We start from the raw sequence: 13,627 nt of genomic DNA on the forward strand, positions 1-13,627 counted from the left end.
CCCCTCACACGTCCAGCAGCGGCCGGTGCTTGATATGGCGGGCGAAGACCTGCATGAACTGCGGATCGACACGCGCACCCCAGACCGCCAGCGCATGGCCGGCGATCCAGAGCACCAGCCCAGGAATCCACATCTGCAAGCCCAGACCCACGGCAGCGGCCAAGGTGCCGTTGGTGATGGCCACGGTGCGCGGAGCGCCGCCCATCAGGATCGGCTCGGTCAGCGAACGATGCAGCGGCACCTCGAAGCCCGGAGCGAAACCCTGCACTCCTTCGTGGGCCGCGTTCATACGACGGCCCCGCCCGAGAAGCTGAAGAAGGACAGGAAGAAGCTCGAAGCCGCGAACGCAATGGACAGGCCGAAGACGATCTGGATCAGCTTGCGGAACCCGCCCGAGGTATCGCCGAAAGCCAGCGCCAGGCCCGTGGCGATGATGATGATGACCGCGATGATGCGGGCCACTGGCCCCTGGATGGATTCGAGGATGGATTGCAGCGGCCCTTCCCAGGGCATCGACGAACCGGCGGCCTGGGCCGTGCCCGCGAGCAGCAGCATCAGCGCCGCGAGCATCAGGCCTTGCAGGGCTGGGCGGGCCAAGCCATCCAGCCGCGCGGAACTGAAGTGGCGAGGAAGCGGATCTACAGAAATACGGAAAGCAGGAACGATCATCTGCGTCATGGCAGTTCTCCAGAGTGGCCAGGGGACAGGGAGGAAAGGTCGGACTGCGACAGCAGCTCCGGGAATGGAGCCTCCAGCGCATCCGCCAGTCGGTAGCCCACGCCATCGAAGCCGACGACGCGGGCGATGCTCTCGATGCGGCGCTTGCGCCCGCGCCCGGCGATGTGGATGACCACGTTGACAGCTTCCGCGATCAGCGCACGGGGCGGGTTCACCGCCACTTCGAGAATCAGTTGCTCCAGGCGCAGCAGCGCGCCCAGCGCGGAGCCGGCATGGATCGTGGCAATGCCGCCCGGATGGCCGGTGCCCCACACCTTGATGAGATCCAGCGCCTCGGCGCCACGCACCTCGCCGACGACGACACGATCCGGGCGCAGGCGCATCGAAGACCGCACCAGCTCGGTCATGGACACGACGCCCTGGCGCGTGCGCAGCGGTACGTGGTCGCGCGCCGCGCATTGCAACTCCACCGTGTCTTCGAGCACCAGCACGCGGTCGCCCGTGGCGGCGATCTCCGCCAGCAGCGCATTCGCCAAGGTGGTCTTGCCGGTACTTGTCCCGCCGGCGATCAGGATGTTCTGGCGCTCGCGCACGGCCCGTACCAGCAGGCCCGCCTGCGCGGCGGTCATCATTCCGTCCTCGATGTAGCGCGCCAGCGGGATCACGCCAAAGGCGCGCTTGCGCAAGGCGAAAGCCGGCCCCGGCGCAGCGGGCGGCAAGATGCCCTCGAAGCGCTCGCCGGTCTCCGGTAGCTCTGCCGTCAACAGCGGCTGGCCGCGATGTACCTCCGCACCGACGTGGGCGGCCACGAGGCGGATGATGCGTTCGCCATCCGCTTCGGACAGTTCCACGCCCATCGGCGCGCGGCCCGTGGACAACCGATCCACCCAGAGCGTGCGGTCGGGGTTGAGCATGATTTCCACCACGTCCGGGTCTTCGAGCGCGGCGGCGATCAGCGGCCCCATCGCCGTGCGCAGCATCTGGATGCGGCGGTCCAGCGAAACGGCGGTGAAGGAAGGAACGGCGCTCATACAGCACGCTCCTGTGCTTCGGCCGTGGCCTCCATCCGCATCGGGTCGGGATTCAACTCGTCCACCACGTCGCGCACCAGGCTGCGCCCGCGCAGCAGGTGACGACCGAGCTGTTCGACAAACTGCTCGAAGCGCGCCTTGCCCTGGGCGCGAGCGGCGTCCTGATGGGCCTCGGGCACCGGCGTGCTCACCGTGAGGAAGTAGCGGATGAACAGCGCCAGCGTCTCGATCTGGATGTTCTGGTCGCGCTCCATGCGCTCGGCGTGGCGTGCCAGGCGATCCAGGCGCTTGGCAATCGCTGCCTCGCGCTGGTCGCCAGCATCGGGCGACAGCCACGATGCGAGCGCCGCCGCGACGATGCTGGACTTGGACACGCCCTTGGTGGCAGCCAATTCGTCGAGCTGCTTCGCGTGCTCGGGCTGGATGAAGAGATTCAAGCGATGCTGGCTCATAGCGCGATTCCGTCGTCAGGGTCGAGGGAAGCCAGCCGGGCCGTGCGCTGCAGAGCCGGGTCGAGCTGGCGCGGGAGGGGAAGCGGCATGTCGTCGTCATCGAGCAGCCCGAGGTCGGCTGCAGGCGCAACGAGGTCGGGGTCATAGGCGACGGTTTCGGAAAGCTCGGGCTGTCGGCGTGGGCCGCCGTCATCGGCCGAACCCAGGTTCTCCAGGCCATCGACGGATGCCGTGGCCGGTGCGGCGGGCACGGCGGGAATCGCCAGCCCGCTCCAGTCGTCGGCGCGGGCCGGCGGCACGTCGGCATAGCGCCCGGCCGTAAGCGCGGGCGGCGGCAGCACGCGCCGCTTGAAATTGCTGTCCGCGTAATAGCGCAGCTTCTTCGCCTTGATCGGCGCCAGGCTGGAGACCATCACCACGGCCTCGTCGGGCGGAAGCTGCATGACTTCGCCCGGCGTCAGCAGCGGCCGTGCGGTTTCCTGACGCGACACCATGAGGTGCCCGAGCCACGGCGCGAGCCGGTGGCCTGCGTAGTTGCGCTGCGCGCGCAGCTCGGTCGCGGTGCCCAGCGTCTCGGAGATCCGTTTGGCGGTGCGCTCGTCGTTGGTGGCGAAGGTCACACGCACGTGGCAGTTGTCGAGGATCGAGTGGTTTTGGCCGTAGGCCTTGTCGATCTGGTTCAGGCTCTGCGCGATCAGGAAGCTGCGGATGCCATAGCCCGCCATGAAGGCCAGCGCCGTCTCGAAGAAATCCAGTCGCCCGAGCGCGGGGAATTCATCGAGCATCAACAGCAGCTTGTGGCGACGCTCGATGCCGTCGCTGCCATCAAGCGATTCGGTGAGGCGCCGGCCGATCTGGTTGAGGATCAGGCGGATCAGCGGCTTCGTCCGCGAAATGTCCGAAGGCGGAACAACGAGGTACAGCGATACCGGATGCTCGGCCGCGATCAGGTCGGCGATGCGCCAGTCGCAGCGCGAGGTGACTTCGGCCACCGTCGGGTCGCGGTAGAGGCCGAGGAACGACATGGCCGTGGACAGCACGCCCGAGCGCTCGTTATCGCTCTTGTTGAGCACTTCGCGCGCGGCGGATGCCACCACCGGATGCGGGCCACCCCCTTCCTCATTCACGAGGTGCGGCGTGGTCATCATCCGGTGCAAGGTCAGCTCGAAGGGACAGGCCGGGTCGCTGAGGAAGTTAGCGACGCCGCGCAGCGTCTTGTCTTCGCCCGCATAGAGCACATGCAGGATGGCGCCGACCAGCAGCGCGTGCGAAGTCTTCTCCCAGTGATTGCGCCGCTCCAGCGCACCTTCGGGATCGACCAGGATGTCCGCGATGTTCTGCACGTCGCGCACTTCATGCGCGCCGCGCCGCACTTCCAGCAATGGGTTGTAGGCCGCCGACAGGCTATCCGTCGGGTTGAACAGCAGGCAGTGCGAAAAGCGCGAGCGCCAGCCAGCGGTGATGCTCCAGTTCTCGCCCTTGATGTCGTGAACGACAGCAGACGCGGGCCACGAAAGAAGCGTCGGCACCACCAGGCCCACGCCCTTGCCCGAACGCGTGGGCGCGAAGGTCAGAACATGCTCCGGGCCTTCATGCCGAAGGTACTGCTGGCGATGCAGTCCGAGGAACACGCCCGTAGGCTGGTCAAGGCCCGCCTTGTGGATGTCCTCCGCGCTGGCCCAGCGGGCCGAGCCGTAGGTCGTGACGAGCTTGGACTGGCGCGAGCGCCAGATCGACATTCCGATGGCGACCAGTACCGCGAATAGGCCGCTGCCTGCGGCGATGGCACCGCCCACGTCAAAGACGTGCGGCGCATAGGCATCGAAGAAGAACCACCACTCGAACAGCCGCCACGGGTGATAGACCGGCGTGCCCAGGAAATCGAACCACGGCGCGCCCAGGCGTAGCTGGTAGCCCAGGGCGGCGGCTGTCCATTGTGTGGCTGCCCACACGCCGGCGATCACGATGCCGAATACCACGGCGATCTGACCGAACAGCACGTTCGTTCCCTGCATTGACCTGCCTCCGAATGCGGCACAACAACGTGCCGCCCGTATCAGGATCAATGCCGCAGGCAGTACCGGTCAAAGACGGAAATCGCCGGGATTAAGGCTCAGAAAGCCATAGTTCTTGCTGTGGCGAAGACAATAAAAATGCCGCAGGCACAAAGGCGCTGCGGCGTATCGAGGTAACAGTGCGCAAGCTGTCGCGGTGCGGCGACGCAGAGGCGTTGCTGGCGTGGGCTATGGGGTCTTCTTCTGTTCCGGCCGGTCGCCGAAAAAGCGCCGCTCGGCAGCAGCGGCTGCACGCAGGCAGAGTTCATCGCCGACCTTCGCGCGATCTTCCTTGCACAAGCGCTGGATTTCCTTGATGCGCGCAGGATTGGCCACCAGTTCGTCCACGGTGTCGGTGGACTTGGCGGGGCCGCAGGCGCTCAGCAGGGCGGCCAGGGTCAGCAGCAGGGTTCTGTTCGCGGTTTTGTTCACGGCTTGACTCCTTTGGATGCGGGGTCATGAACATCGGCAGCCGCGGCGACGGCACCGCTGCCCGAGTCAATGGATGCAACGTGCTCAATGAACCGGGCCAGCATCGCGCCGGGCTCGGCGTCACGGCGCAGCAGGTAGGTGGTCAGCATGGGCGGAACGCCCGTCAGTGGCCGGGCCACGATGCCCATTTCCCGGCTGGATGCGATGTGTGCTGCTCCCGCCAGACCGATGGCCACGCCCGAGGCCACCAGGGCCATCATCACGTCGAAGGTGGCGACGCGCTGGAGGATCTGCAGTTCCTCGTCCCGCTTTTGCAGGATGCGATCCACCTGGCGGGTATGGCCCTGGCAGAAGGCGGGATCGCCCAGCACCAGCCGCTGCTGCAGCACTTTATGCAGGGGAACGCGCCGGTATTCCAGCAATGGATGACGCGAGTACAGCGCCACCATCAGTTCGTCCGCCCACGCGGGAGTGGCCAAGATGCCCTCGCCGACCTCATCGGCCATCGAGAAGCCAGCGTCGTACAGGTCATCGTGCAGGCCCTTGATCTGCTGATCGAAGGGCACTTCAAAGAGGCGGATCTCCACCTCGGGTTCTTCTTCGCGGCTGCGCGCCAGCAAGGCGGGTAAGCGCGATGGCGTGATGCCATCGGACAGGGCAATACGCAACTGGCCATGAAAGCCGTTGGCGGCCGACTTCACGCCATCGCGTGCTTGTTCCAGTGCCTCGAAGATACGTGGCACCCGCTCCAGAAACACTTTGCCGGCATGAGTCAGCCGAGTGTTGCGCGTCGTGCGGGTGAAAAGCTGCGCTCCTAGTTCCTCCTCCAGATCTTTGATTGTGCGGGACAAGGGCGATTGATCCATGTGCAGCCTCTCGGCCGCTCGGGCGAAGTGGAGCTCTTCGGCGACTGCAAGAAAATAGCGTAAATGCCTAAGCTCCATGACAACTTCTCCCTTTCTACGAGACGCCAGCGTCCAGCGCACTCGAAGATTTCGGGCCGAGTGATGCCAATGGCCGTGCTCATGCCCACGGCGCTGGTTAGCGAGCGTCGGCTTTCGCCCCATAAGATGCAGTGCTGCCGTCGCGCGGTGCGGCTCATGGGCAACATTTCGCCGCAAGTACAAGTACGCAACTTCAGAGTTTCTCGATCAGTTCCGGCACGACTTGGAACAGGTCTGTCACCAGCCCGTAGTCGGCCACCGAGAAGATCGGCGCCTCCTCGTCCTTGTTGATGGCCACGATCACCTTGGAGTCCTTCATGCCCGCCAGGTGCTGGATCGCCCCCGAGATGCCCGCCGCGATGTACAGTTGCGGTGCCACGATCTTGCCCGTCTGGCCCACCTGCAGGTCATTGGGCGCATAGCCCGCATCCACCGCAGCCCGGCTGGCCCCGATGGCCGCGCCCAGCTTGTCCGCCAGCGGCGTCATCACCTCCTGGAACTTCTCAGCGCTGCCCAGGGCACGGCCACCGGAGACGATGATCTTGGCCGCCGTCAGCTCCGGCCGGTCGCTCTTACTCACCTCGCGCCCCACGAAGGCGCTCTTGCCGCTGTCGGCCGCCGCCGCGATGGCCTCCACCGCTGCGCTGCCGCCTGTGGCCGCTGCAGGGTCGAAGCCCGTGGTGCGCACGGTGATGACCTTGACCGGATCGGCGCTCTGCACGGTGGCGATGGCGTTGCCCGCGTAGATGGGCCGCTCGAAGGTGTCGGCGCTCACCACCTTGGTGATGTCGCTGACCTGCGCCACGTCCAGGCTGGCCGCCACGCGCGGGGCGACATTCTTGCCGCTGGCGGTGGAGGGGAAGAGGATGTGGCTGTACCCGCCGGCCAGGGCCAGGATCTGCGCGGCCAGGTTCTCGGCCAGCTGGTCGGCCAGGCTGGCGCCGTCGGCGTGAATGACCTTGGCGACGCCGGCGATCTGGCTGGCGGCCTGGGCGGCGGCCTGGGCGTTGTGCCCGGCCACCAGCACATGCACGTCGCCCCCGCACTGGGCGGCGGCGCTGACGGTGTTCAGGGTGGCGCCCTTGAGGGATTGGTTGTCGTGTTCGGCAATGACGAGGGTGGTCATGGAATTGAGCTCGTGGTTGAGTCCAGTGGTTGTGGGTCACATGCCCGCGTAGTTCGGCCCACCGCCGCCCTCGGGCGCGACCCAGACGATGTTCTGCGTCGGGTCCTTGATGTCGCAGGTCTTGCAGTGCACGCAGTTCTGCGCGTTGATCACCAAGCGCTCGCTGCCAACGTCGCTCTTGACGAATTCGTAGACGCCGGCCGGGCAGTAGCGGCTCTCGGGGCCGCCGTACTTGGTGAGGTTGATCGCGACCGGCACCGATCCATCCTTCAGCGTCAGGTGCGCCGGCTGGTTCTCCTCGTGGTTCGTGTTGCTGATGAACACCGACGACAGCCGGTCGAAGGTGATCCTGCCGTCGGGCTTCGGATACTCGATCCGCGGCATCTTCGCAGCGGGCTGCAGGTAGAGGTGGTCGGCCTGCGGGCCGTGCACGGTCCACGGCGGCACCTTCACGCCGACCTTGGGCAAGAGCCACTGCTCGATGCCTGTCATCATTGCGCCGACGCGGTTGCCCTTCTTGAACCACTGCTTGAAGTTCTTCGAGCGGCGCAGTTCGTCGGCCAGCCAGCTCGCCTCAAAGGCCTCGGGGTAGGCGCTCAACTCATCGTGCGAACGGCCGGCCTGCAGCGCCTCGAAAGCCGCTTCGGCGGCGAGCATGCCGGTCTTGATCGCCGCATGGCTGCCCTTGATGCGGCTCGCGTTCAGGTAGCCGGCGTCGCAGCCGACGAGCGCGCCGCCCGGGAACACGGTCTTGGGCAAGCTGAGGATGCCGCCGGCGGTGATCGCCCGTGCGCCGTAGCCGATGCGCTTGCCGCCCTCGATGTGCGCGCGGATCGCCGGGTGCGTCTTCCAGCGCTGCATCTCCTCGAACGGAGACAGCCAGGGGTTCTTGTAGTCGAGGCCGGTGACGAAGCCGAGCGTGACCTTGCCATCTTCGAGGTGGTAGAGAAAGCCGCCGCCGTAGGTGGCGTTGTCCATCGGCCAGCCGGCGGTATGCACCACGAGGCCGGGCTTGGCCCGGTCGGCCGGCACCTCCCACAGCTCCTTGATCCCGATGGCGTAGCTCTGCGGGTCGCGGCCCACATCGAGCGCGAACTTGGCGATCAACTGCTTGCCGAGCTGGCCGCGCGCGCCTTCGGCGAAGATCACGTACTTCGCGGTCAGTTCCATGCCGAGCTGGAAGCCGTCGTGCGGCTCGCCGTCCTTGCCGATACCGAGGTTGCCGGTGGCGACGCCGCGCACGCGGCCTTGCTCGTCGTAGAGCACTTCGGCCGCTGCAAAGCCGGGGAAGATCTCGACGCCCAGGGCTTCGGCCTGCGCCGCGAGCCAGCGCGTAACTGCGCCGAGGCTGACGACGTAGTTGCCTTCGTTGTGGAAGCACTCGGGCACCAGCCAGCCGGGCGTCTTCCTGGCGCCGGTCTCAGTGAGGAAAAGCACCTCGTCGGCGGTGACCGGCTGATTCAGCGGAGCGCCCTGCGTCTGCCAGTCGGGGAACAGCTCGGCGATCGCGCACGGGTCCATCACCGCGCCGGACAGGATGTGCGCGCCGGGCTGGCTGCCCTTTTCAAGGACGACGATCGAGACCTCGCTGCCCGCGGCGGCGGCGAGCTGCTTCAGGCGGATCGCAGCGGCCAATCCCGCTGGGCCGGCGCCGACGATGACGATGTCGTAGTCCATCGCCTCGCGCGGGCTGTAGGTTTCGAGCATCTCGCTGGCGTTCGCGCGGGTCTTCGGCAGCATCGGCTCAGATGACCTTGGCTTCGTTTCGGAGCTTGTCCACCAGGGTGGCCACGTCGGGCACCGTGATGCCAGCGCCGCGCTTGGGCGGCTCGCTCACCTTGAGAGTCTTCAGCCGTGGACTCACGTCCACGCCCAGGTCCTCGGGCTTGAGGGTGTCCAGCTGCTTTTTCTTGGCCTTCATGATGTTGGGCAGCGTGACGTAGCGCGGCTCATTCAGGCGCAAGTCGGCGGTGACGACCGCCGGCAGCTTCAGGGTGACGGCTTCCAGGCCGCTGTCGACTTCGCGGGTGACGGTGAGCTTGTCGCCGGCCACTTCGACCTTGCTGGCGAAGGTGCCCTGGGGGAGGTCGGCCAGCGCGGCCAGCATCTGGCCGGTCTGGTTGGCGTCGTCGTCGATGGCCTGCTTGCCCAGGATGACCAGGCCGGGCTGTTCCTTGTCGACCAGGGCCTTGAGCAGCTTGGCCACGGCCAGAGGCTGCAGTTCGGTGTCGCTTTGCACCAGGATGGCACGGTCGGCGCCGATGGCCATGGCGGTGCGCAGGGTTTCCTGGCACTGGGCCACGCCGCAGGAGACGGTGATCACCTCGGTGGCCACGCCCTTTTCCTTCAGCCGCACCGCCTCTTCCACGGCAATCTCGTCGAAGGGGTTCATGCTCATCTTGACGTTGGCGATGTCCACGCCGCTGCCGTCGCTCTTGACGCGCACCTTGATGTCTTTGTCGACCACCCGCTTGACGGGAACCAGGATCTTCATGGGAGGATTTCCTTTCGATTCAGGCGGCCGACGGTGCGGCCTGACGTTCGTGGGCGGCACGCTGCGCGCGCGAAGTGATCATCACCGTCGCCTCACCTTCGATGACGACGTTGCCCTTGACGCGGCAGATGGTGGACAGCATCACCCGCGCCTTGGCCGCGTCCACCGACGCCACGGTGACGGTGGCATGCACCGTGTCGCCCGGTTTGACCGGTGCCTTGAAGCGCAGTTGCTGGCCCAAGTAGACGGTGCCCGGTCCCGGCAGCCGGTTGGCGACCGCCGCGGAAATCACGCTGGCCGTCAGAAATCCGTGCGCAATGCGGCCGCCGAAGCGCGTCGTGGCAGCGAACTCTTCATTGAGATGCACCGCGTTGGTGTCGCCGGAGACGCCTGCGAACATCATGATGTCCGCTTCAGTGATCGTCTTCGAGAACGTCGCGCTCATGCCCGGTTGCAGGTCCTCGACGTCGTAGCCGTTCTGATCGTTCATCTTCTTCTCCTCGCTCAGAGTTGCTCGTCCGTCAGGGCCAGCGTGCTGTCGGCACCCCTCATGACGACGTCGCGCAGCATCGGCGCCTGCACCAGGACATGCGTCGCGTAATGGGTGGCCGTGGCGCGCTTGGCGCCGAGGAACACCGCATCACCCGACGCCGCTGCGAGTTGCGCAGTGGCGGCTTCGGCCATGCGCGCCGACAGCCAGCCGCCGATCACGGTGCCCGCCAGCCGCAGGAAGGGCACGGCGCCCGCCGCGCACTGCGCGGGTTGATCGTCGTGGGCCAGCAGCCAGTCGGCCGCTTCTTCCAGTGCACGGGCGCCAGCGGCCAGCGCGCCGCCGATCTGCGCCAGCGCGGCATCGGGCGCCTCGGCCAGGCGGCGCGCATCGCCGTCGATGCGGCCCAGCAACGCCTTCAGCGTGCGTCCGCCCTCGCGCGCCAGCTTGCGGCCGATCAGGTCGTTGGCCTGGATGCCCGTGGTGCCTTCGTAGATGGTCGTGATGCGCGCGTCGCGGAAGTGCTGCGAGGCGCCGGTTTCCTCGACGTAGCCCATGCCGCCATGCACCTGCACGCCGTCCGACGTGATGCCCTGCGCGCTGTCGGTGCACCAGCCCTTGACCACCGGGATCAGCAGGCCGACCAGGGCCTGTGCCTGCTCGCGCTCCTGTGCGTCGGCGTGGCCGGCGGCGCGGTCCATCTGGCCGGCACAGAAGTAGGCCAGTGCACGCATGGCCTCGGTGCGGGCCTTCATATCCATCAGCATGCGCCGCACGTCCGGGTGGCCGGCGATGGTGGTGCTGCCGGCCAGCAGCGGCTTGCCCTGCACCCGCTCCAGCGCGTAGGAGCGCGCGCGCTGGTAGGCGCGCTCGGAAATGCCCACGCCTTCGAGGCCGACGTTCAGCCGCGCATGGTTCATCATCGTGAACATGCAGGCCAGCCCCTGGTTCGGCCCGCCGACCAGATAGCCGATGGCGCCCCCGTGATCGCCGAAGCTCATCGACGCCGTGGGGCTGCCGTGGATGCCCATCTTGTGCTCGATGGAGGTGCAGGCCAAGTCGTTGTGTTCGCCCAGCGAGCCGTCGTCGTTGATCAGGTACTTCGGGCACAGGAACAGCGAGATGCCCTTCACCCCCGGCGGCGCATCGGGCAGCCGCGCCAGCACCAGATGGACGATGTTCTCGGCCATGTCGTGCTCGCCCCAGGTGATGAAGATCTTGTTGCCGCTGACGCGGTAATGGTTGCCCTCGGGCACGGCACGGCTGCGCAGCGCGGCCAGGTCGGAGCCGGCCTGCGGCTCGGTGAGGTTCATCGTGCCGGTCCAGCGGCCCGCGACCATCGGTCCGAGGAAGCGCTGCTTGAGCGCGTCGCTGCCGTGGTGGGCAATGGCCTCGACCGCGCCGAGCGTGAGCATCTGGCACAGGCTGAAGGCCAGGTTGGACGACTTCCACATCTCCAGCACGGCGGTGGACACCAGCGTGGGCAGGCCCTGGCCGCCCCATTCCGTGGAAGCCGGCATGCCGTTCCAGCCGTTCTCGCAAAAGCTGGCCCAGGCTTCACGAAAGCCGCAGGCAGGCGTGACCTGACCATCGTGCCAACGCGCGCCCTGCACGTCGCCGGGGCGGTTCAGCGGGTCGAGCACGCCGGTGGCGTAGTTGGCGGCCTCCTGCAGGATGGCCTCGACCAGGTCGGGCGTGGTCTCTTCATGGCCGGGCTGGGCGCAGATCGCATCCAGGCCCCCGACTTCCTTCATCGTGAACAGCATGTCGCGCAAGGGCGCGGCGTAGATGGACATGGCTTACTCCTCTTTGTCGGTTCAACCCGTCAGCCCCATCGGGAATGCACTCGCGCACGACTCCACCAACCAGGACGACGCCCGGTCGATCAAGCGCTTCAGCGCAGCAGAATTCCTCAGGCGGCTTTCGGCGCGAGCACCTGGTGGTGCAGGCCTCCATCCACCAACAGCTCCAGGCCGTTGACGTACTTGGACTCATCGCTGGCCAGGTACAGGGCCGCATAGGCCACATCCCAAGCCTCGCCCATCTTGCCGGTGGGACAGATCGCATCGCGCTGCGCGATCATGTCGTCAACGTTGTCGTACTGCCCGGACAGTGGCTCGACGATCATCGGTGTGTTCATGAGCCCCGGCAGGATGGTGTTGCAGCGGATGTTCTTCATCGCGTACTGCATCGCCACGTAGCGCGACAGGCCGTTCACCGCCGACTTGCTCGCGCCGTAGGACACGTAGGGCACGCCGGCCCAGCGCACGCCCGCCATCGAGCTGACGTTGACGATGGAGCCGCCGCCTTGGCCCTCCATGTACGGCAGCGCATGCTTGCAGGCCAGGAACATGCTCTTGACGTTGACGTCGAAGACCATGTCCCAGTCTTCCTCGGACAGTTCCACCGGCCCGCCCACCTTCGCGATGCCGACGTTGTTGACCAGCACGTCGATGCGCCCGAAGCGTGCGATGGACGCCTCGACCACGCGCAGCACATCCGCGGACTTGGTGACATCGGCCTGCTCGGCTTCGCACACGCCCCCTTCGGCGATGACGCGCTTCTGCGTGTCGCGCGCGGCCTCGATGTCGCGGTCCACCGCGACGACCTTGGCGCCCTCGCGGGCGAACAGCATCGCGGTCGCCCGGCCATTGCCGATGCCGGTGCTGACGGATCCGGCACCGAATACGAGCGCCACTTTTCCTTGTAGTCGCATGGAAATCTCCCTCGATTAATTGGCACGCCCAAACAGCGTGACCACGGTGGCGCCACCCAGCCCGGCGTTGTGCTGCATGGCGATGCGCGCGCTTTCCACCTGCCGCGCTTCGGCCGTGCCGCGCAGTTGGTGCGTCAACTCAAAGCACTGCGCCAAGCCCGTGGCGCCCAGCGGGTGCCCCTTGGATAGCAAGCCGCCCGAGGGGTTGACCACCACTTGGCCGCCGTAGGTGTTCTGGTCAGACCGCACGAAACCTTCCGCCTCACCTTCGGGGCAAAAGCCCAGCGCCTCGTAGCTCAGCAGTTCGTTCTGCGTGAAGCAGTCGTGCAGTTCGCACACGTCCACGTCTTTCGGGCCGATGCCGGCGGCCTCGTAAACCTGGCGCGCCGCCTCGCGTGAAACCCCGGAGCCCACCACCGCGATGGGGTCGGCGCCTTCGAAGGTGTCGGGGCGGTCGGTGACCAGCGTCTGCGCCAGGATGCGCACCGCCGGATCAAGGCCATGCTTCTTTGCGAAGCTGCGGCTGACGAGCAGCGTGGCAGCCGCGCCGCAGGTGGGCGGGCAGGCCATCGGGCGCGTCATGACGCCAGGGACCAGAACGGCCGCAGCCAGTACCTCTTCGGTGGTGACTTCGCGCCGGAACAAGGCCAGCGGGTTGCGCGCGGCGTGGCGGCTGGCCTTCGCGCGGATGCGGGCAAAGGCTTCGAGCGAGGTGCCGTAGCGCTCCATGTGCGCCTTGCCCGCAGCAGCGAAGTAGCGTATCACCATGGGCAGGTCGGGTCGGTCGAAGGACTTGGCGATGGCATCGCTGAAATGGCCCAAGGGATCGGGCCGGTCCGTCCAATGGCTCTGCAACGCGCCGGGCGACATCTGCTCGAAGCCCACGGCCAGCACGCAGTCCGCTGCGCCGCTGGCAATGGCCTTACGTGCCAGGTACAGCGCCGAGGAGCCCGAAGCGCAGTTGTTGTTGACGTTGACGATGGGCACGCCCGTCATGCCGACCTCGTAGACGGCACGCTGGCCGCTGGTGGAGTCGCCGTAGACGTAGCCCGCATAGACCTCCTGCACGGCCTCGTAGCCCACGCCGGCGTCCTGCAGCGCCTGGCGCACGGAGCGCGCAGCCATCTCGGGGTACGGCAGGTTGTCGCCGGGCTTCTTGAACGGCGTCATGCCGACGCCTGCGACCAAGGTTTCGTTTTGCATCGCGTGT

At 66.8% G+C, this 13,627-nt stretch carries 14 protein-coding genes; all 14 read right to left on the bottom strand.

Annotated features, from left to right (window positions below; all coding sequences use genetic code 11):
- Nucleotides 1-4 precede the first annotated feature (4 nt).
- The 14 genes from QQK43_RS02725 to QQK43_RS02790 all read right to left on the bottom strand — a co-directional run bounded on the left by QQK43_RS02725 (nucleotide 5) and on the right by QQK43_RS02790 (nucleotide 13,620).
- Nucleotides 5-289: a VirB3 family type IV secretion system protein gene (locus QQK43_RS02725; RefSeq protein WP_284306574.1), complete on the bottom strand. Its 285-nt coding sequence runs from the start codon at nucleotides 287-289 to the stop codon at nucleotides 5-7.
- Entirely contained in the window at nucleotides 286-678 is a 393-nt protein-coding gene (locus QQK43_RS02730; protein ID WP_284306575.1) for a TrbC/VirB2 family type IV secretion system protein, read from the bottom strand. The genes QQK43_RS02725 and QQK43_RS02730 overlap by 4 nt, the downstream gene beginning before the upstream one ends.
- On the bottom strand, nucleotides 675-1,709 hold the full coding sequence (trbB, locus tag QQK43_RS02735; protein ID WP_284306577.1) for a P-type conjugative transfer ATPase TrbB: 1,035 nt from the start codon (nucleotides 1,707-1,709) through the stop codon (nucleotides 675-677). Before trbB ends, QQK43_RS02730 begins: the two co-directional genes overlap by 4 nt.
- Nucleotides 1,706-2,161, bottom strand: coding sequence for a CopG family transcriptional regulator (locus QQK43_RS02740; RefSeq protein WP_284306579.1), 456 nt, complete (start codon nucleotides 2,159-2,161; stop codon nucleotides 1,706-1,708). The genes trbB and QQK43_RS02740 overlap by 4 nt, the downstream gene beginning before the upstream one ends.
- Nucleotides 2,158-4,176, bottom strand: a complete 2,019-nt coding sequence (locus QQK43_RS02745; RefSeq protein ID WP_284306580.1) for a conjugal transfer protein TraG — start codon at nucleotides 4,174-4,176, stop codon at nucleotides 2,158-2,160. Before QQK43_RS02745 ends, QQK43_RS02740 begins: the two co-directional genes overlap by 4 nt.
- Before the next feature lie 228 nt (nucleotides 4,177-4,404).
- Entirely contained in the window at nucleotides 4,405-4,647 is a 243-nt protein-coding gene (locus tag QQK43_RS02750; protein WP_284306581.1) for an EexN family lipoprotein, read from the bottom strand.
- Nucleotides 4,644-5,591: a LysR family transcriptional regulator gene (locus QQK43_RS02755; RefSeq protein ID WP_284306582.1), complete on the bottom strand. Its 948-nt coding sequence runs from the start codon at nucleotides 5,589-5,591 to the stop codon at nucleotides 4,644-4,646. The genes QQK43_RS02750 and QQK43_RS02755 overlap by 4 nt, the downstream gene beginning before the upstream one ends.
- 193 nt (nucleotides 5,592-5,784) lie before the next feature.
- The gene (locus QQK43_RS02760) at nucleotides 5,785-6,717 is read right to left on the bottom strand and encodes an electron transfer flavoprotein subunit alpha/FixB family protein (protein ID WP_284306583.1); all 933 of its coding nucleotides are present in this window, start codon (nucleotides 6,715-6,717) and stop codon (nucleotides 5,785-5,787) included.
- A 36-nt stretch (nucleotides 6,718-6,753) separates the two neighbouring features.
- Nucleotides 6,754-8,457, bottom strand: a complete 1,704-nt coding sequence (locus QQK43_RS02765) for an electron transfer flavoprotein-ubiquinone oxidoreductase (RefSeq protein WP_284306584.1) — start codon at nucleotides 8,455-8,457, stop codon at nucleotides 6,754-6,756.
- Nucleotides 8,458-8,461: 4 nt separating this feature from the next.
- Nucleotides 8,462-9,211: an electron transfer flavoprotein subunit beta/FixA family protein gene (locus QQK43_RS02770; RefSeq protein WP_284306585.1), complete on the bottom strand. Its 750-nt coding sequence runs from the start codon at nucleotides 9,209-9,211 to the stop codon at nucleotides 8,462-8,464.
- A gap of 19 nt (nucleotides 9,212-9,230) precedes the next feature.
- Nucleotides 9,231-9,701, bottom strand: coding sequence for a MaoC family dehydratase (locus QQK43_RS02775; protein WP_284306586.1), 471 nt, complete (start codon nucleotides 9,699-9,701; stop codon nucleotides 9,231-9,233).
- Nucleotides 9,702-9,715: 14 nt separating this feature from the next.
- A complete protein-coding gene (locus QQK43_RS02780; RefSeq protein ID WP_284306587.1) occupies nucleotides 9,716-11,497 on the bottom strand; it encodes an acyl-CoA dehydrogenase in 1,782 nt (593 codons plus the stop codon).
- Nucleotides 11,498-11,613: 116 nt separating this feature from the next.
- Nucleotides 11,614-12,423, bottom strand: a complete 810-nt coding sequence (locus QQK43_RS02785) for an SDR family NAD(P)-dependent oxidoreductase (RefSeq protein WP_284306728.1) — start codon at nucleotides 12,421-12,423, stop codon at nucleotides 11,614-11,616.
- Nucleotides 12,424-12,432: 9 nt separating this feature from the next.
- On the bottom strand, nucleotides 12,433-13,620 hold the full coding sequence (locus QQK43_RS02790; RefSeq protein ID WP_284306588.1) for a lipid-transfer protein: 1,188 nt from the start codon (nucleotides 13,618-13,620) through the stop codon (nucleotides 12,433-12,435).
- Nucleotides 13,621-13,627 lie beyond the last annotated feature (7 nt).

The sequence above is a fragment of the Hydrogenophaga electricum genome (assembly GCF_030160815.1).
GTDB classification, from domain to species: domain Bacteria; phylum Pseudomonadota; class Gammaproteobacteria; order Burkholderiales; family Burkholderiaceae_C; genus Hydrogenophaga; species Hydrogenophaga electricum.

Coding starts and splice junctions, on each gene's coding strand:
- QQK43_RS02725 (WP_284306574.1), bottom strand. CDS start 289: ATGAACGCGGCCCACGAAGGAGTGCAGGGTTTCGCTCCGGGCTTCGAG.
- QQK43_RS02730 (WP_284306575.1), bottom strand. CDS start 678: ATGACGCAGATGATCGTTCCTGCTTTCCGTATTTCTGTAGATCCGCTT.
- trbB (WP_284306577.1), bottom strand. CDS start 1,709: ATGAGCGCCGTTCCTTCCTTCACCGCCGTTTCGCTGGACCGCCGCATC.
- QQK43_RS02740 (WP_284306579.1), bottom strand. CDS start 2,161: ATGAGCCAGCATCGCTTGAATCTCTTCATCCAGCCCGAGCACGCGAAG.
- QQK43_RS02745 (WP_284306580.1), bottom strand. CDS start 4,176: ATGCAGGGAACGAACGTGCTGTTCGGTCAGATCGCCGTGGTATTCGGC.
- QQK43_RS02755 (WP_284306582.1), bottom strand. CDS start 5,591: ATGGAGCTTAGGCATTTACGCTATTTTCTTGCAGTCGCCGAAGAGCTC.
- QQK43_RS02760 (WP_284306583.1), bottom strand. CDS start 6,717: ATGACCACCCTCGTCATTGCCGAACACGACAACCAATCCCTCAAGGGC.
- QQK43_RS02765 (WP_284306584.1), bottom strand. CDS start 8,457: ATGCTGCCGAAGACCCGCGCGAACGCCAGCGAGATGCTCGAAACCTAC.
- QQK43_RS02770 (WP_284306585.1), bottom strand. CDS start 9,211: ATGAAGATCCTGGTTCCCGTCAAGCGGGTGGTCGACAAAGACATCAAG.
- QQK43_RS02775 (WP_284306586.1), bottom strand. CDS start 9,701: ATGAACGATCAGAACGGCTACGACGTCGAGGACCTGCAACCGGGCATG.
- QQK43_RS02780 (WP_284306587.1), bottom strand. CDS start 11,497: ATGTCCATCTACGCCGCGCCCTTGCGCGACATGCTGTTCACGATGAAG.
- QQK43_RS02790 (WP_284306588.1), bottom strand. CDS start 13,620: ATGCAAAACGAAACCTTGGTCGCAGGCGTCGGCATGACGCCGTTCAAG.